This window comes from Kineococcus halophytocola, from assembly GCF_041276425.1.
Lineage (GTDB): Bacteria > Actinomycetota > Actinomycetes > Actinomycetales > Kineococcaceae > Kineococcus > Kineococcus halophytocola.
Genome location: NZ_JBGFTU010000002.1, coordinates 1 through 16921, shown reverse-complemented (window position 1 = coordinate 16921; position 16921 = coordinate 1). Strand labels below are relative to the sequence as shown.

Below are 16921 nucleotides of genomic sequence, written 5' to 3'. Positions count from 1 at the left end.
GGCGGGGCGGTGTACTCCCCGGCCGACCCGTTCGCCACGGCGATGCTCGTCGAGGGCTCGACCGTGGCCTGGGTGGGCCCGGACGAGGCCGCCGCGGCGTGGACGCGCGAGGGCGACGAGGTCGTCGAGCTGCAGGGCCGGCTCATCACCCCCGCCTTCGTCGACGCCCACGTCCACCTCACCGAGACCGGGCTGCGGCACACCGGCCTGGACCTGCACGGCGTCCCCGGCCCGCGCGTGCTGCTGGACGCCGTCGCCGCGCGGGCCGTGCCCGGTGAGCTGCTGGCGGGGTTCGGCTGGGACGAGTCGGTCTGGGGCGGGGCGCCGGTCCCCACCCGGGCCGAGCTGGACCGGGCGGCCCCGGGCACCCCCGTCGTGCTGTCCCGCGTCGACGGGCACAGCGCCCTGGTCAGCACCCCTCTCGCGCAGGCCGCCGGACTGGCGGACCTGCCCGGCTGGGACGAGGACGGCCGGGTGCGCGGCCAGGCCCACCACGCGGCCCTGGACGCCCGCTGGGCCGCCCTGAGCCCCGCGGCCGCCGACGAGGCCCGGCGCAGCGCGCTGCGGGCGGCCGCGGTGGCCGGCATCGGCACCGTGCACGAGATGTCGGGCCGCTGGCTGGCCCCGCCCGGGGACCTGCCGGCCCTGCAGCGGCTGGCCGCGACCGAACCCCTCCCGCACGTGGTCGGCTACCTCGCCGAACGCGTCGGCACCCCCGAGCAGGCCCGCGAGGTCCTGGCGCAGGCGGCCCGGGCCGGGGCCGACGTCGCCGGGCTCGGGGGCGACCTCACCGTCGACGGGGCCCTGGGCTCGCGCACCGCGGCCCTGCGCGCGGACTACGCCGACGCCCCCGGCTCGCGCGGCTCCCTGCACCTGGACGCCACGGCCGTGGCCGACCACCTGCACGCCTGCACCCTCGCCGGTGTGCAGGCCGCGTTCCACGCCATCGGCGACGCCGCGCTCGACGTCGTCGTGGACGCCCTGGAGTCGGTCGCGGCCGACCTGGGGGTCCCGGCCCTCGCCTCGGCCGGGCACCGGGTCGAGCACGCCGTCGTGGCCGACGCGGCCGTGGTGCGCGCGTTCGCGCGGCTGGGCACCGCGGTCAGCGCGCAACCGGCGTTCGGGGCGACGTGGGGCGGGCCCGGTGGGGTGTACGCGCAGCGGCTGGGGGAGCGGGCCGGGCACGTGCAGGACCTGGCCGCGTTCGCCGCGGCGGGGGTGCCGCTGGCGTTCGGGTCCGACACCCCGGTGACGCCGTTCGCGCCGTGGGCGGCGGTGCGCGCGGCGGGGTTCCCCGCGCGGGAGGAGCACGCGGTCTCGGTGCGGGCGGCGTTCCTGGCCCACACCCGCGGCGGACACCGCCTGGCGGGGCGCGCCCACCCCGGCGTGCTGCGGCCGGGGGCTCCGGCCACGTACGCGGTGTGGGACGTGGCCGACCTGCTCGTGCAGGCCCCGGACCGGCGGTTGTCGGGGTGGAGCACCGATGCCCGTTCGGGGACGCCGGGGCTGCCGGACCTGTCCCCGGGGGCGCCGGAGCCGGTGTGCCGGCGCACGGTCGTCGACGGTGCCCTCGTCCACGACGGCCTCTGACCCGGCGCCCGGGCCGACACGCCGGACGACACGCCGGGGACGGGCCCCAGAAGCTCTTCCCGGGCCCCGCCGTGACCTGCTGCGTTGAACGTTCCCGCAGGTCACGGGCTGGTTGACACGAGGCGACGACGGGGTAACTTCGAGATCGCAGTCCACGACGAACGATCCCGGCCGGACCCCCGGCCCGCCGCCGCCGCAGCCGCACCACCTGCGACGTCGACCGGGCGGGTGCCCGGCCGGTGTGGACCGGGTCGAGTCCGCGTGCCCCTAGACAACGGCGCGCACCTCGTGGCCGACGGGGGGCGCGACGGCCCGACGGGTGCGTGGACTCGACCGTGACCTCGACCCTGACTTCAGGACCCGGGCGGACGTGCGGGGGGAACCTGTGACCCGTCGCGGCGGTTACCCTCACGTGGTGCCTCCCCGCCCGGTCGATCCCGCCCCCGTGCGGCTGCCGCTGAGCCTGCTGCTGGCCGTCCTGGGCGGGGTCGCCGCCTGGGCGGCGTTCCCGGGCACGGTCTCGGCCGCGGGCTGGTGGTTCACCGCGGTCCTGGCCGTGGCGCTGCTGGCGCTGGCCACGCACCGCGTCCGGGCTCGCCGCGGCTTCGGCGCCGGTCTGCTGTTCGGCCTGGCGTTCATGTTCCCGCACCTGGCCTGGAGCGGGACGTACGTGGGTCTGCTGCCGTGGTCGGCCCTGACCGTCGCGTGCGCCCTGTTCTACGCCGTCCTGGGGGCCCTGCTGCCGCGGTTGCAGCGCGCCCGGTGGGGCCTGGCGCCGCTGGCGGTGGCCACGGGGTGGGTCGGGGTGGAGGCCGCGCGGGCCCGGGTCCCCTTCGAGGGCTTCCCGTGGGGCCGGCTCGCCTTCTCCCAGGCCGACGCCCCGACGCTGGGGCTGGCCGCGCTCGGTGGTTCCCCGGCGGTGACCTTCGGCGTGGCCCTGTCCGGGGCGCTGCTGGCCCGGGCCGTGCTGGCGCTGCTGCGGCTGCCGGCCCCGGCGGGGGCACCGCGCGGGGTGCCGCGGGCCCGGCCCGCGGCCCTGTTCGCGGTGGCGGCCGTCGCGGTCGCCGCGGTCGGGGCGCTCGTCCCGCGGCCCACGGCGGCCCAGGACGGCACGCGGTTCGTGGCCGCGGTGCAGGGCAACGTCCCCCGGGCCGGGCTGGAGTTCAACGCCGAGCGCCGCGCGGTGCTGGACAACCACGCCGGGGCGACGCAGGCGCTGGCCCGCTCGGTCCAGGCCGGTGCCCTCCGGCAGCCGGACCTGGTGCTGTGGCCGGAGAACTCCAGCGACATCGACCCCTACGAGAACACCGACGCGGCCGCCGTCATCGAGCGGGCCGCCCGCGCCGTGGGGGCACCCGTGCTCGTGGGCGCCGTCCTCGACGGGCCGGGCCGCTACGTCTCCAACACCGGGCTGGTCGTGACCCCGGAGGAGGGCCTGGCCGGGGCCCGCGACGACGACGCCCGCCACTACGTCAAGCAGCGGCCCGCCCCCTTCGCCGAGTACATGCCCCACCGGTCCTTCTTCCGGACCTTCAGCGACAAGGTCGACCTCGTCAGCCGCGACTTCGTCCACGGCGACCACGTGGGGCTGCTGCGGATGGACGGGGCCCGGGTCGGGGACGTCATCTGCTTCGAGGTGGCCTTCGACGACACCGTCCGCGACTCGGTGCGCGCCGGGGCGCAGTTCCTGGTGGTGCAGACGAACAACGCGACGTTCGGCTACTCCGACGAGGCCGTGCAGCAGCTGGCGATGTCGCGGCTGCGGGCGGTGGAGTCGGGACGGGCGGTCGTGCAGATCTCCACGGTCGGGGTCAGCGCGATCATCACCCCCGACGGGGTGGCCCACCAGCGGTCCTCGCTGTTCACCACGGACGTGCTCACCGGTGACGTCGCCCTGCGCTCGACGCAGACGGTCGCCACCCGGGTCGGGCAGGTCCCGGAGCTGGTCCTGACCGGGGTGGGGCTGCTCCTGCTGCTGACCGCCCGCCGGGGGGAGCGGCGCCGCCCCCGCGGTGGCCGTCCGGTGCCGGTGCGCTCGGCCGACCCGGTGCCCACCGCGTGAGCCCCCGGGAGGCAGGGCCCGGGCCCTCGCCCCGGCGTCGGCGTCGCTGGACGACGTGGATCCCGCTCGCGGCGGTCGTGCTCGTCGTCCTGGAGGTGTGGCTGCTGGTCCAGCTCGCCCACCTCCTCGGGGGCGGCTGGGTGCTCCTGCTGCTGCTGGCCGAGACGGCCGGTGGGCTGCTCGTGCTGCGCCGTGCGGGCCGGCGGGCCCTGGAGGCGTTCCGGCAGACCTCCTCGGTGCCCTTCGGGGCGCCGGTGCCCGGGCAGGACCCCGGGGTGGTGGGCGATGCCGTCCTCACCGGCCTGGGCGGGGTCCTGCTCGTGGTGCCGGGGGTGCTCAGCGACGTCCTGGGGCTGCTGTGCGTCCTGCCGCCCACCCGGCGGCTGCTGCGGCGCGCGTTCGTCCGCCTCGTGCGCCGGCGGGTCGAGCGGGTCGTCCGCCGGGCCGGGGGCACCGTGCCCGGTCGGGTCGTGCCCGGGGACGTGGCCGAGGGGGACGTGGTGGACGGCGAGGTCGTGGACGGCGAGGTCGTGGACGACCCGCGCGAGCTGGGCCGCTGAACGACGCCGGTGAACGGCGCCGCGGAACGACGGAGGCCGGCCCACCCGTGGAGGGTGGACCGGCCTCGTCGTGCACGCCTCAGGCGCTGCGTTTGATCAGCTCGCGGCTGCGGAGCAGCTCGAGCCTCTCGTCCAGCAGCACCTCGAGCTCGGCGATGGAACGCCGCTCCAGGAGCATGTCCCAGTGCGTGCGGGCCGGTTTGCCGGCCTTCTTCTCCGGGGCGTCGGTGTCGGCCCGCAGCGCCTCGGCCCCGCACCGGCACTCCCACAGCGGAGGCACGTCGGCCTCCAGCGACATGGGCACCACGACGGTGTGACCGTTCGGGCAGTGGTACGTGACCTGCTGGCGCTCGGCCGGCTCGACGCCGGACTCGCTCTCGAGGCTGGCGCCTCCGAGGCGGGACCCTCGTAGGTTGCGCTCGCTCATGTGACCTCCCCACCGTCCCCTCCGTACGGCGGCCCCCGGGGATCCGAGGGGGTGAAGGGGACTCGTTGGTTGAACGCAGTGCCGACCGCGGCTGTTCCCGTGGCCCGCTCGACCGGACGGTGCCGGTCGTGGGCGGGCGCGGGTCGGGCCCGGGTGGACGGCGTCGCTCAACGTACTGGATCGAAACCCCGCTGTGCCTGCTGAACACCGGCCGCCACGTCCACCCGGGTGAGCAGGACCGCCCCGAGGACGAAGAACGCCAGCAGCGCCACCAGGGCCGGGCGGTAGGACCCGCTGAGCTGCGCCACCAGCCCGAACAGCAGGGTGCCCAGCCAGCTCGTGCCCCGCTCACCGGCCTGGTACAGGCTGAAGTACTCCGCCTCGGCGCCCCGGGGCACCAGTCGGCTGAACAGCGACCGGGACAGGGCCTGGGTGCCCCCGAGCACGAGGCCGATGAGGACCGCGAGCGCCAGCCAGGTCCCGAAGGCCCCGCGGGGCACGGCGAAGGCGGCCAGGACGACGACGATCCACAGGCCCAGACCGCCCAGGACGGTGCGCTGGGCGCCGAAGCGGCCGGCGACGCGGCCGAAGACGAGCGCGCCGACGAAGGCGACGGCCTGGACGAGCAGGACGGTGGTCAGCAGCTGGGCCGGGGTGAAGCCCAGCTCCTCCTGGCCGTAGACGCTGGAGGCGGCGATGACGGTCTGGATGCCGTCGTTGAAGATCAGGTAGGCGAGCAGGAAGCGCAGGACCTGGGGGTGGTGGCGCAGTCCGCGCAGGGTGCGCAGGAGCTGGCGGAACGGGGCGGCGGGGGAGCGGGCCTGGTCGGGGGCCAGGTCCAGGACCGGGCGCGGGGGCAGGGGCCGCAGGCCGAGGACGGGGACGACGGTGAACAGCCCCCACCACAGACCGGCCGAGGCCAGGGACAGGCGCACGGCCCACTCGTCGGTGAGGCCGAAGGTGGTGGGGCTGGAGACGAGGAGCAGGTTGAGCGCGAGGAGGGTGAACCCGCCGAGGTAGCCGGCGGCCCAGCCGCGGGAGGAGACCGCGTCGCGCTCCTCGGGGGCGGAGACGTCGCACAGCAGGGCGTCGTTGACGACGAGGGAGCAGGTCAGGCTGATCACGGCGACCAGGGCGAGCAGGACGCCCAGCCACCAGCGGTCCCCGCCGAGGGCGACCATGGCGGTGGCCGCGCCGGCCCCGACCCAGGCGAACCCGCCGAGGAGGCGGTGCCGGTGCCGGGTGCGGTCGGCGAGGGCGCCGACGAAGGGCAGCAGGACCGCGGACAGGAACGTGGCCAGGGTGATGGTGTACAGGGCCAGGGAGCCGGGAGCCACGGGCAGCCCGAGGACGGACAGGGCCCGGGTGCAGCCGGTGGGCTGGTCGGGGCAGGCGGCCCGGCGGGCCAGGACGGTGAGGTAGGGGGAGAACAGGACGGTCTGCGTGGTGGTGACGAAGGCGGAGTTGGCCCAGTCGTAGACGTACCAGGACCGGCGGGCCCGCCGCAGGGTCGGGTCGAGGGTGCTCACCGGGGGCTCATCACGGGATCAAGCGTGCCACTGCCCGCGGGCGGACAGGACGTCCTTGAGGACGTCGGCGCGGTCGGTGATGATCCCGTCGACGCCGAGGTCGAGCAGGGCCCCGATCTGGGCGGGGTCGTCGACGGTCCAGACGTGGACCTGCGCCCCGGCGCGGTGGACGGCGTCGACGAAGCGGGCCGAGACGACCTCGAGGCCACCGTGGCGGGCCGGGACCTGGACAGCGTCCAGGCCGGCCAGGGCACGGCGGGTGAGCGCGGGCAGGTGCAGCCGGCTGCCGACCAGGGCCAGCGCGGTGCCGAGCGAGCTCGCCGAGGTGGCCTCGTCGGTCCCGGTGGCGGCCAGGGCGGCGCGGCGGCGGCGGTCGTCGAAGGCGGTGACCAGGACGCGTCCGTGGGCGCGGGTGCGGGCCAGCACGTCGCCGAGCCCGGCCACGGCGGTCCGTGTCTTGACGTCGAGGTTGAACCGGGCGGTGGGGAAGGTCCCCAGGACGTCCTCCAGGCGGGGGACGCCCTCGCGGCCGGCCACGCGCAGGCGCCGGACCTGCGGCCAGGTGAGGGCGGACAGGTCGCCGTGGCCGTCGGTGACGCGGTCGAGGTGCTCGTCGTGGAAGGCGAGCAGGACGCCGTCGGCGGTGGCCCGCACGTCGGTCTCCAGGTAGGTGTACCCGAGGTCGACGGCGGCGGCGAAGGCCGGCAGCGTGTTCTCCAGGCCGGCCGTGGGCCCGGCCGCGAAGCCGCGGTGGGCCATCGCGATCGGCCCGTCCCACGCGCAGAAGGCGTGCCGGGCCGGCGGCCGGGGCACCATCAGCCGGTGAACTCCCAGTGCCAGGGCTCGAACTGCCCGCCGCGGTTCTGCGCCCAGGCGGGGTTGATCCAGCCGTAGAGGGCGGCGTTGCGGTCCATCCACTGGTGCTGGGGGGTCGTGGCGCTCTGGATGCCGCCGCCGAGGTCGACGGCGATGCCCAGGCCGTGCCGGCTGGTGCCGGGCCGGGCCGCGAGGGTGGGCTTGCGGGCCTTGACGTCGATCTGCTCGGCCAGCGTGCGGTAGGAGTCGGTGATCGCGATGTTGGACCCGAACTCGGCGGCGTAGGCCTGGTTCAGGGCGGCGAAGGCGTTGGCCGCGTCCGAGCGCAGGACGTGGCGGGGTGCGCTGGCCAGCGGGCACAGGGCGTTGCGGGGGATGAGGCCGTTGGCGAAGCCGGACAGGTTGATGCCGGTCTCGCAGTCGCCCACAGCGGTGAACCCGCCGGCGGTGGCGGCCGCGGCGGCCTGGGCGGCCTGGGCCTGGGCGGCGGCGAGGTTGGCGGCGAGGTCCTCGGCGCGGGCGGAGTCGGAGGTGGCGGTGCCCGAGGCCGCGGCCTGCAGGACGGCCAGGGACTCGACCTGGCTGCGCTGCTGGGCGACGAGGGTGTCGGCCTGCTGCTTGGCGGCCACGGCGATCCCGGCCTGGCGGGTGGCCTCGGCGGCGGCGTCGGCGGCGCGGACGGTGGCGTCGGCCTGGACGCGCTGGGCCTGCTCGAAGGCCTCCACGGCGTTGGTGCGCCCGTCCCCGATGCGCCGGGCCGAGGCCACGGCACTGGCCGTCTCGTCGGTCGCGCCGCCCTTGAGGACGGAGACCAGCCCGGAGTACGGCTCCAGGGACCCGCCGCCGCGGTAGGTCTGGGAGGCCCACTGCCCGAGGTCCTTGCGGCCCTGCTCCAGGGTGGCCTCGGCCTCGGCGAGGCGCTGGCGCTGCACGGTCTCCTCGTTGGCGGCGGCCCACTGGGCCTCCATGGCCTGCTGGTAGGCCTCCAGCGCGGTGGCGGCCTGAGCGGCCAGGGCGTCGAGCTGGGCCTGGGCGGCGACGAGGTCGGCCTGGGCCTGGGTGAGGCGGGCGGAGGACTCGGCCGCCTGCCGGCGGGCCTCGTCAACCTGCTCCTGCGTGGGGGCCTCGGCGGCGGGGGCGGCGGCGGGTGCGGCGGCGGGGACGACGGTGGCCGCGGGCAGGGGGGCGGCGGTCGCGGCGGGGGTGAGGACACCGAGGGTCAGGGCTCCGGCGCCGGTGGCGGCCGCCAGCAGGGCTGCCGCGCGCACGCGGGCGGGTCGGGCGGTGGTGCGGGCCGTGGGGGAGAGCACGTCGTGCACATCCAGAGCGGTCGGGGGCGCTAGCCCGGATCGGCTGTCGGTGACGCGTGGGGCACGCGGAGGGGGTGGTGCGGTCGGGTCCGGTGGAGGTCCTGTGGTGACGTCCTCGCCGGACCCTACCCTCCGCTTGCTCGGCACCGGGAGCAGCAACACGTAGGTGGGGACAGCGATTGTGACGAGCATCACGCACCGCGCCGTTCATCACCCGTCACGTTCCGTCTCCCCCCGCCGGTGCCGGTGGCATCATCCGGCGGTGCCCGAACCCCGCCCGACCCCACCCGACGAGACCCGGTTGCAGGCGGTGGCCGAGGACGCCGCCCGGGACGCCGGCGGCGTCGACCCCGCGCTGCTGGGGGACTTCCTGGAGGCGGTCTGGCGCGCCGTCGTCTCCGGCCGGCGCCTGTCCACCGCGCGCACCGCCCGCTACCGCGCGGTCGGGGAGGAGGCCGCCGCCTCCGGGGTCGCGCTGCGGGCCCTGCTCGACCTCTACCTCTCGGCGGCCTGGCGGCTGTGGCGGTCCCTGCCGCCGGTGCGCGGGGCCGCCGCCGACCCCGCCGGGGTCGTCACCGCCGGGGAGGTCGTCCTGCGCGCCAGCGACGACGCCGTCGCCGCGCTGACCGAGGGCTACCAGATCGCCCGCCGCCAGCTCGTGCGCCGCGAGGAGTCCGACCGCCGCGAGTTCGTCGACGACCTGCTCGCCGGCACCTCCGACCTGCCGGGGCTGCTGCGCCGGGCCCCCCGCCACGGCCTGGACCTCACCGGCCCGCACGCCGTCTGCGTCGTGCGGGCCCGGGCCCCCTTCACCGACGGCACGGCCCAGGTCGCGGCGATCGAACGGCGGCTGCAGGGGGCCCAGGCCGACGCCGACGCCCTGGTGGCCACGAAGGACGGTGCCCTCGTCCTCGTCTTCGCCGCCCCCGACCGCGACGCGGTCACCGAGGTCCTGGACCGGTTGCGCGAGGTCCTGGGCAGCCCCCAGCGCACCGGCTGGCGCGCCGGGGTCGGGCGGCCGGGCCCGGGCGCGGGCGGCGTCGTCGGCTCCTACGAGCAGGCGCGCCGGGCCCTGGAGCTCGGTGACCGGCTCGCCGTCACCGACCCGGTGGCCGACTCGGCCGACCTGCTCGTCTACGAGGTGCTGCTGCGCGACCGCGACACCGCCGTGGACCTGGTGGAGTCGACCCTGGGGGGTCTGCGGGGCGTGCGCGGGGGTGTGGACCCCTTCCTGCTGACCCTGGAGACCTACCTGGCCGCCGGCGGCAACGCCACCGAGGCCGCGCGCCGGCTGCACCTGTCGGTGCGGGCCGTCACCTACCGGCTGGCCCGCGTGCGCGACCTCACCGGCCACGACCCCACCCGGCCGGGGCAGCGGTTCGGGGTGCAGGCCGCCGTCCTCGCCGCCCGGGCCCTGGGCTGGCCCGGCACGGCCCCCTGAGGGTCCCGGGGTCCTCCCGTCGTGCCGTCGCGCCGTCCCCGTCTTGCCGGACCCCGGCAGGAAACGGCGCAGAACCCGTCACGTCCTCACCAGGGCACTGCCCGGTCCCGGCAGCCATCATGGACGAGGGCGGCAGCCGCCGCCCGATCCTCCACCTCCGGGAGCACGCAGTGGGTCTGGACCTCAACGTCCCCTTGTGGGCCTGGATCGCCCTGGGCGTCGTCATCGTCGTCATGCTTGCGATCGACCTGCTCGGTCACCGCGGCGCCCACGTCATCCAGTTCAAGGAAGCCGCCGTCTGGAGCGGCGTGTGGGTCGCCACCGCCCTCGTCTTCGGCGGCATCATCTTCTGGGCCTACGGGGCCGAGGCCGGGACGGCGTACACGACGGCCTGGCTGCTGGAGAAGAGCCTGTCCGTCGACAACCTCTTCGTCTTCGCGCTGATCTTCGCCTACTTCAAGGTGCCCCGGGAGTACCAGCACCGCGTGCTGTTCCTCGGGGTCCTGGGCGCGCTGCTGTTCCGCGGCATCTTCCTCGGCGTCGGCGTGGCCGTCGTCGAGCGCTTCACCGCCATCCTGTTCGTCTTCGGCGCGGTCCTGCTGTGGTCGGCCTGGAAGATGCTCAAGGACGACGACGAGGACATGGACCCGGGCAAGAACATCGGCGTCCGGATGCTGAAGAAGGTCGTCCCGCTCAAGGACGAGTACCACGGCACGAAGTTCTTCATCAAGGAAGCCGGCAAGCGGTACGGGACCCCGCTGCTGGCGGTCGTGGCCGCCATCGAGGCCGCCGACCTGATCTTCGCCGTCGACAGCGTCCCGGCCGTCCTGGCGGTCACCGACGAGATGTTCATCGTCTACTCCTCCAACGCCTTCGCCATCCTGGGGTTGCGTGCCCTGTACTTCATGCTCTCGGGGCTGCTGGAACGCTTCCACCTGCTGAGCAAGGCGCTGGCCTTCATCCTGGCCTTCATCGGCGTCAAGCTGTTCTTCCAGGCCGGTCACGAGGTCATCAGCCCCTCGATCCCGCACATCCCGACTTACGTCAGCCTGGCCGTCATCGTCGTCTCGCTGACCCTGGCGATCGTCCTGAGCCTGCGCCGGCCGGCGCCGGCCGGCGCCGACGCAGCGGACGGCGACCCGCACCGCGAGGTGGACTCCACCCAGCGCTGACCCGCCCGCCCCGCCCCACCCCGGCGCCCGTCCCCGCACCCCGCGGGGGCGGGCGCCGCGGCGTCGCGGGGGGCCTCGTGGTCCACTGTGGCCGTGCCCACCCCGCCCCCTCCGCTGCTGGTGGCCGCGACGAGCGCCTACCTGGCCAACTGCGCCCTCGGCACCGCGGTGGCGACCGGCCTCGTCGACACCTCCGGGGCCCGCTGGGTGCACCACGCGGTGTTCGTGGCGACGGCGACGCTGACCGCGGCCGCCGGGGCCGACCTCGCCCGCCGCCGCTCCGGCGCCTTCTGGCGGCTGGCGCCCGTGGCCGCCCCCCTGCTGGCGATCCCTTCCACCCCCGCCCGTTCGGGCTGGCACCCCGTGATCGCCCTGACCGCGGCACCGGCCTACGCCGCGGCCCTGCGGGGGGCGTGATGGACCTGCGCGAGGCCATCGCCGCCCGGCGCACCACGAACGGGGCGTTCCTGCCCGACCCGGTCAGCCCCGAGCACCAGCGCACCCTCGTCGAGGTCGCCGCCCGGGCCCCCTCCCAGCTGAACAGCCAGCCCTGGCGGTTCGTCCTCGTCGAGTCCCGGGCCACCATCGAGGAGGTGGCCCGGATCAGCGGGGCCTCGATGGCCACGGCCATGGGCAACGGCACGTTCTTCGAGCGGTACAAGAGGTACTTCCGGTTCAGCGAGCAGGAGATGGCCCGGCGGCGCACCGGGATGCTGTTCGACCGGATGCCGGCCCCGTTGCGCCCCTTCACCCGCAGCGTGTTCACCCGCCGCGGGCAGTGGGCGATGAACGCCCTGGGCGTCCCGCGGCGCCTGGGGGCGCAGAACCGCGAACTCGTGGCCGGTTCCCCGCTGCTGATGGGCGTCATGCTCGACCGGGCCGAGTACCGGCCCGGGGAGCTGTCCGGGTTCTACTCGCTGTTCTCCATGGGCGCCGCGATGGAGAACGTGTGGCTGACGACGACCGAACTGGGGCTGGGGCTGCAGTTCGTGAGCTTCCCCATGGAGGTCCCCGGGGCCTGGGAGCGCATCGTGGAGCTGCTGGGGGTTCCCGACGACCTCGAACTCATGGCCGTCTACCGCCTCGGGTACGTCCCGCGGACGGCCCGTCGTCCCACCATCGACTGGACCAGTTCCGAACGGCTCCCGGTGTCGCGGTACGTGTTCCGCGAGACGTGCGCGCAGCCGCAGACGGGCTGGGACGGCCCGCCGGCGCCGGGGGCCCAGCCCTAGACTGCCGCGGTGAGCACCCCGTTCTTCCTGGACTGCGACACCGGCATCGACGACGCCATGGCCATCGGCTGGCTGGTGGCCTCACCCGGGGTCGACCTCGTGGGGGTCTCCACCGTCAGCGGCAACCTCGACGCCGCCGGCGGGGCCCGGAACACCCTGGACCTGCTCGCCCTGCTGGGCCGTCCCGACGTCCCGGTCAGCGTCGGCGCGCACGACTTCCTCGACCACCCCTACAGCGGCGGGGCCCCGCACGTCCACGGCCCCAACGGGATCGGCGGGGTGGACCTGCCCCGCGCCGCCGCCGGGCCCACCGGGCGCAGCGGGGCCGAGGCGATCGTGGCGGCCGCGCGGGCCCACCCGGGCGACCTGCACCTGCTGGCCATCGGCCCGTTCACCAACCTGGCCCTGGCCCTGGACCTGGAACCCCGGCTGCCCGAACTCCTCGGGCCGGTGACCGTCATGGGCGGTGCCGCGGCGGCGCCGGGCAACGTCTCGGCGCTGGCCGAGGCCAACGTCGCCAACGACCCGCTCGCGGCGCACCGGGTGTTCACCGCCGGGTTCGACCTCACGATGGTCGGGCTGGACGTGACGATGCGGCACGTGTTCGAGGAGTCGCACCGCACGGCGCTGCTGGCCGCCGGCACCCCGGGGACGGTCGCGGTGGCGCGGATGCTGGAGTTCTACTTCGCCTTCTACGCCGAGCGGTTCGGGCGCCCGTGCGCCGTCCTGCACGACCCGCTCGCGGCCGCCGTGGCCACCGGCGACGTCACCCCCGCGCTGGCGCCGCGGGTGCCCGTCGTCGTCGACCACACCGACGGCCCGGGCCGGGGCCAGACCATCGCGGACCTGCGCGACCTGTACCAGGGGTTCCCGCACTCCCACCCGGGCGGCACCCGCGTCCTGCTGGAGGTCCCCGGCGACTTCGCCGGGGACCTGCTGGCCCGGTTGTCCACCCTCTGACCCGCCGCGACCGCTCGCCGCACCCCGGGCGCGGCCGTACGGTGTGCCCACCATGGGGACGGGGTTGCGGGACGCCGGAGCGAGTCTCGCCCTGGCCGCCCTCGGGTGCACGGCCCTGACGGTGGCGCACGGGGTCCTGCCCGAGCACGGCGCCGCCACCGTCGCGGGCACCGCGCTGGTCGGCTGCGCCGCGGTGGCCGTCGTGGCCCGCCGGGACCGCTGGTGCGGTCCGGCCGACCGCGTGACGCTGGCCCGCACGGTGCTCGTCGGTGGTTGCGCGACCGTGGCCGTGCTGGCCCTGACCGGGGTCACCGGCCCGCGGCCGTGGTCGCTGGTCGCCCTGGCCGTGCCCGCGCTGCTGCTCGACGGCCTCGACGGGTACGTGGCCCGCCGGACCGGGACGAGCTCCCCGGCCGGGGCCCGGCTGGACATGGAGGTCGACGCGGCCCTATTGCTCGTCCTGTCCGCCGTCGCCGTGCTCACCCAGGGGCCGTGGGTGCTGGCGATCGGGCTCATGCGGTACGCCTACGTCGCCGCGGGCTGGTGCTGGCCCCGGTTGCGCCGCAGGCCGCCGCCGCGGTTCTCGCGCAAGGTCGTGGCCGTCGTCCAGGCCCTCGCGCTCGTGCTCGCGCTGCTCCCCCCGGTGCCCGCCGGGGTCGGGGCGGTGGCCCTGGGCGTCGCCCTGGCCGCACTGGTGCTCTCCTTCGGCCGCGACGTGCGCACGCTCGCCCGTCGTCCCGCCCGGCTGCGGCCCCGTGCGCGGGTGCGGGCGCCGTGGTGCGGGCTCGGCCGGTGGCGGGCAGGGTGATCGTCGTGAGCGGTGCAGACCAGGAGCAGACGCAGGAGCCGACGCAGCAGCCGGCACAGGGGTCGGCGGGGGAGGAGAACCCCGCCACGGGCGGCACCGAGACCGGCGGGCACGGAGCCTCCGGCGCGCGGCAGGAGGGCCGGTCCGGGGGTGACCCGGTCGCCACCCTGCTGGTCCTGGGGGCCAGCGGGGACCTCGCCTCCCGGCTGCTGCTGCCGGGACTGGCCCGGCTGCTCGTCTCGGACCGGCGCGATGACCCCGGCCACGGCCACGGCGCCACCCTGGACCTGGTGGGGGCCGGGGCCGAGGACTGGGACGACGACCGGTGGCGGGAGGTGGTGACGCGCTCGTTCTCCGGCCTGGAGGAGCACGGGGACACCGCCGCGGCCGACGCCGTGCGCGACCGCAGCCGGTACGCCCGCGTCGACGTCACCGACCCCGACGCCCTGGTGGACCTGCTGGACTCGTGCGCGGCCCCCGTCGCCGTCTACTTCGCCCTCCCGCCCGCGGTGACGGCCCGCGCCTGCCGCGGGCTGGTGGGACGGGACCTGCCGCCCAGCACGCGCCTGGTGATGGAGAAGCCGTTCGGTTCCGACGAGGAGTCCGCGCACGACCTCAACCAGGTCGTCGCCCAGCTCGTGCCCGAGGAGCACGTCCACCGCGTCGACCACTTCCTGGGCACCTCCACCGTGCTGGGCACGCTGGGGGTCCGGTTCGCCAACCGGTTGTTCGAGCCGACGTGGAACTCCGGGCACGTCGAACGGGTGGACGTGTTCTACGACGAGGACCTCGCCCTGGAGGGCCGGGCCCGGTACTACGACCACGCCGGCGCGCTGGTGGACATGGTGCAGAGCCACCTGCTGCAGGTGCTCGCGGTCCTGGCCATGGACGCCCCGGCCGCGCTGGACGAGCGGGAGTTCCGCGACCGCAAGGCGCAGGTCCTGCGCGCGACCCGGCTGGCCGGGACCCCGGCGCAGGCCAGCCGCCGCGCCCGCTACGGCGCCGGGCGGATCGGGGACCGCGACCTGCCCGACTACACCGCCGAGGACGGGGTCGACCCCTCGCGCGGGACCGAGACGCTGGCCGAGGTGGTCCTGACCATCGACACCTGGCGCTGGGCCGGGGTGCCGTTCCGGCTGCGCTCGGGCAAGGCGCTGGGCCGGGCCCGCAAGGAGGCGGTCATCACCTTCAAACCCGTCCCGCACCTTCTCACCGGGTTGCAGGGGGAGCCCGCCCCCACGCGGTTGCGGCTGGGGTTCAAACCCAACTCGGTCAGCGTCGACCTCAGCGTCAACGCCACCGGGAACCCGTTCGAGCTGGAGGGGACGACGGTCTGGACCCGGCTGGCGGACTCCGAGCTGCCCGCCTACGGCGAGGTCCTGGCCGGCGTCCTCGACGGGGACCCGCTGCTGTCCGTGCGCGGTGACACCGCCGAGGACTGCTGGCGGATCCTGGCCCCGGTCATCGCGGCGTGGCAGGCCGACGAGGTCCCCCTGGAGACGTACGCGGCCGGCAGCGACGGCCCCGCGCCGACGGAGACGTTCCCGCAGGTGTGAGGGGTCCGGGCCGACCCCGCCGTGCGCTCAGCCGCGCCGGGCGTGCTTCTGGTGGACGGACTGCTTGGTCACGCCCAGTTCGGCCGCGATGTCGGCCCACGACCAGCCCAAGGCCCGGGCGCGGTCGACCTGCAGCTCCTCGAGCCGGACCTGGAGACGGGCGAGGGCGGCCACCGCCCGCAGGCCGGTCCGCGGGTCCCCGTCGGCGCCCCGGGCCAGGAGGGTGTCGACGTCCTCGTCCACGCCTCGACCGTGCTCGGCGTCACCGTCGTGGTCAAGGCTCGTTGACGGCCGACCGGCGGCGGGGCGACACCGCGACGTGTCCGGATCGCGATGAGAACGGGTCTTGCGGGGGCTGGTGTTCTCCCCTCCGGTCGCCTAGGGTCCACTGAACCGGTTCGGCCCACCGTTCCGGTCGGCAGGGGTCGAGGACGACCCTGCGCACGCCGCTCATCGACGAGAGGACGCGCTCCACCCATGACTTCCCCCTCCACCGCCGGGCCCCAGCTCGACGTGTCCCGGATCTCGGTGCAGCTCTACACCGTCCGCCAGGACCTGGCCGCCGACCCCGAGGCCACCCTCGCCCGGCTGGCCGCGATCGGTTTCACCCACGTCGAACCCTTCGCCCTGGCCACCTCGGCCCCGACCCTGGCCCCCCTGCTGGCCGCCCACGGCCTGGACGCCCCCACCGCCCACGCCTCCGTCGTCGGTGCGGACCTGGACGCGGTCCTGGCCGCCGCCGCCACCACCGGCACCACCCTGGTCATCGACCCCCACGTCGACCGCGCCCGCTGGAGCACCGAGGAGGACGTCGCCGCGATCGCCGCCGAGCTGAACGCCGCCGCCGCCCGGGCCGCCGACGCCGGCGTCACCATCGGCTACCACAACCACGAGTTCGAACTGGAGACCCGCATCGGCGGGCGCCCGGCCCTGGAGGTCCTGGCCGGGCACCTGCACGAGAGGGTCGCCCTGGAGGTCGACACCTACTGGGCCGTGGTCGGTGGCGTCGACGTGCCCGACCTGCTGGACCGCCTGGGCTCGCGGGTGAGCGCGGTGCACCTGAAGGACGGCGACGGCTCCCGCGACGACAGCAAGCAGGTCGCCTTCGGCACCGGGGACATCGACACCGCCTCGATCCTGGCCGCCTGCACCCGCGCCGGGTCCAGCGTGCAGTGGGGGGTCGTCGAACTGGACGACACCACCGGGGACATGTTCACCGCCGTGCAGGACAGCTACACCCACCTCGCCGGGGCCCTCAGCAGGGGAGCGGCGGCGTGAGCGCCCGCACCGAGACCGGCACCCAGACGCGCACCGGGACCCGCATCGAGACGCGCACCGGGCCGGTGGGGATCGGGATCATCGGCGCCGGCGTCATCTCCGGCACCTACCTGGACAACCTCACCTCCTTCCCCGACGTCCACGTCCACGCCATCGGCGACCTGGTCCCCGCCGCCGCCG

At 76.0% G+C, this 16921-nt stretch carries 16 protein-coding genes and 1 pseudogene; 12 read left to right on the top strand and 5 right to left on the bottom strand.

Annotated features, from left to right (window positions below):
* Positions 1–42: 42 nt before the first annotated feature.
* The 3 genes from AB2L27_RS01785 (at position 43) to AB2L27_RS01775 (ending at position 4212) form a co-directional block, all read left to right on the top strand.
* Positions 43–1590 (top strand): amidohydrolase, encoded by a 1548-nt coding sequence (locus tag AB2L27_RS01785; RefSeq protein WP_370439970.1) that lies wholly within the window; start codon positions 43–45, stop codon positions 1588–1590.
* A gap of 415 nt (positions 1591–2005) precedes the next feature.
* On the top strand, positions 2006–3652 hold the full coding sequence (lnt, locus tag AB2L27_RS01780) for an apolipoprotein N-acyltransferase (protein WP_370439752.1): 1647 nt from the start codon (positions 2006–2008) through the stop codon (positions 3650–3652).
* Positions 3649–4212 carry an FxsA family protein gene (locus AB2L27_RS01775; RefSeq protein ID WP_370439751.1) on the top strand — a complete coding sequence of 188 codons (564 nt, stop codon included), beginning with the start codon at positions 3649–3651 and terminating at the stop codon, positions 4210–4212. The genes lnt and AB2L27_RS01775 overlap by 4 nt, the downstream gene beginning before the upstream one ends.
* Before the next feature lie 79 nt (positions 4213–4291).
* On the opposite strand, the gene AB2L27_RS01770 is transcribed toward AB2L27_RS01775, so the two are convergent.
* The 4 genes from AB2L27_RS01770 to AB2L27_RS01755 form a co-directional block, all read right to left on the bottom strand.
* Positions 4292–4639 (bottom strand): RNA polymerase-binding protein RbpA, encoded by a 348-nt coding sequence (locus AB2L27_RS01770; RefSeq protein WP_370439750.1) that lies wholly within the window; start codon positions 4637–4639, stop codon positions 4292–4294.
* 167 nt (positions 4640–4806) lie between these two features.
* Positions 4807–6168 carry an MFS transporter gene (locus AB2L27_RS01765; RefSeq protein ID WP_370439749.1) on the bottom strand — a complete coding sequence of 454 codons (1362 nt, stop codon included), beginning with the start codon at positions 6166–6168 and terminating at the stop codon, positions 4807–4809.
* Positions 6169–6186: 18 nt separating this feature from the next.
* Entirely contained in the window at positions 6187–6984 is a 798-nt protein-coding gene (locus AB2L27_RS01760) for a glycerophosphodiester phosphodiesterase family protein (protein WP_370439748.1), read from the bottom strand.
* A complete protein-coding gene (locus tag AB2L27_RS01755) occupies positions 6984–8294 on the bottom strand; it encodes a M15 family metallopeptidase (protein ID WP_370439747.1) in 1311 nt (436 codons plus the stop codon). Before AB2L27_RS01755 ends, AB2L27_RS01760 begins: the two co-directional genes overlap by 1 nt.
* Positions 8295–8556: 262 nt before the next feature.
* Here AB2L27_RS01755 and AB2L27_RS01750 point away from each other — a divergent pair, with 262 nt between their 5' ends.
* From AB2L27_RS01750 to AB2L27_RS01720, 7 genes are all read left to right on the top strand, one after another.
* Positions 8557–9735, top strand: a complete 1179-nt coding sequence (locus AB2L27_RS01750) for a PucR family transcriptional regulator (RefSeq protein ID WP_370439746.1) — start codon at positions 8557–8559, stop codon at positions 9733–9735.
* 233 nt (positions 9736–9968) lie between these two features.
* Positions 9969–10907, top strand: a complete 939-nt coding sequence (locus AB2L27_RS01745; RefSeq protein ID WP_370439969.1) for a TerC family protein — start codon at positions 9969–9971, stop codon at positions 10905–10907.
* A 93-nt stretch (positions 10908–11000) separates the two neighbouring features.
* Entirely contained in the window at positions 11001–11324 is a 324-nt protein-coding gene (locus tag AB2L27_RS01740) for a hypothetical protein (RefSeq protein ID WP_370439745.1), read from the top strand.
* Positions 11324–12139, top strand: a complete 816-nt coding sequence (locus tag AB2L27_RS01735; RefSeq protein ID WP_370439744.1) for a nitroreductase family protein — start codon at positions 11324–11326, stop codon at positions 12137–12139. Before AB2L27_RS01740 ends, AB2L27_RS01735 begins: the two co-directional genes overlap by 1 nt.
* A gap of 9 nt (positions 12140–12148) precedes the next feature.
* Complete coding sequence (locus AB2L27_RS01730; protein WP_370439743.1) at positions 12149–13099, top strand: nucleoside hydrolase; 951 nt, start codon at positions 12149–12151, stop codon at positions 13097–13099.
* 52 nt (positions 13100–13151) lie between these two features.
* Positions 13152–13907, top strand: a complete 756-nt coding sequence (locus AB2L27_RS01725; protein WP_370439742.1) for a CDP-alcohol phosphatidyltransferase family protein — start codon at positions 13152–13154, stop codon at positions 13905–13907.
* Positions 13908–13912: 5 nt separating this feature from the next.
* Positions 13913–15463 (top strand): glucose-6-phosphate dehydrogenase, encoded by a 1551-nt coding sequence (locus tag AB2L27_RS01720; protein ID WP_370439741.1) that lies wholly within the window; start codon positions 13913–13915, stop codon positions 15461–15463.
* Between the two features lie 27 nt (positions 15464–15490).
* On the opposite strand, the gene AB2L27_RS01715 is transcribed toward AB2L27_RS01720, so the two are convergent.
* A complete protein-coding gene (locus AB2L27_RS01715) occupies positions 15491–15706 on the bottom strand; it encodes a hypothetical protein (protein ID WP_370439740.1) in 216 nt (71 codons plus the stop codon).
* 234 nt (positions 15707–15940) lie between these two features.
* On the opposite strand from AB2L27_RS01715, the gene AB2L27_RS01710 reads away from it, so the two are divergent.
* Together AB2L27_RS01710 and AB2L27_RS01705 are read left to right on the top strand one after the other, a co-directional pair.
* Complete coding sequence (locus AB2L27_RS01710; protein ID WP_370439739.1) at positions 15941–16741, top strand: sugar phosphate isomerase/epimerase family protein; 801 nt, start codon at positions 15941–15943, stop codon at positions 16739–16741.
* Positions 16742–16785: 44 nt separating this feature from the next.
* Positions 16786–16921: pseudogene (locus AB2L27_RS01705) on the top strand (Gfo/Idh/MocA family protein); the annotation flags it as partial.

What these genes read in the sequence shown, in the direction of transcription:
- AB2L27_RS01785 (WP_370439970.1), top strand. Translation starts at nt 43, where the DNA reads ATGCTCGTCGAGGGCTCGACCGTGGCCTGGGTGGGCCCGGACGAGGCC.
- AB2L27_RS01770 (WP_370439750.1), bottom strand. Translation starts at nt 4,639, where the DNA reads ATGAGCGAGCGCAACCTACGAGGGTCCCGCCTCGGAGGCGCCAGCCTC.
- AB2L27_RS01760 (WP_370439748.1), bottom strand. Translation starts at nt 6,984, where the DNA reads ATGGTGCCCCGGCCGCCGGCCCGGCACGCCTTCTGCGCGTGGGACGGG.
- AB2L27_RS01745 (WP_370439969.1), top strand. Translation starts at nt 9,969, where the DNA reads ATGCTTGCGATCGACCTGCTCGGTCACCGCGGCGCCCACGTCATCCAG.
- AB2L27_RS01735 (WP_370439744.1), top strand. Translation starts at nt 11,324, where the DNA reads ATGGACCTGCGCGAGGCCATCGCCGCCCGGCGCACCACGAACGGGGCG.
- AB2L27_RS01725 (WP_370439742.1), top strand. Translation starts at nt 13,152, where the DNA reads ATGGGGACGGGGTTGCGGGACGCCGGAGCGAGTCTCGCCCTGGCCGCC.
- AB2L27_RS01710 (WP_370439739.1), top strand. Translation starts at nt 15,941, where the DNA reads ATGACTTCCCCCTCCACCGCCGGGCCCCAGCTCGACGTGTCCCGGATC.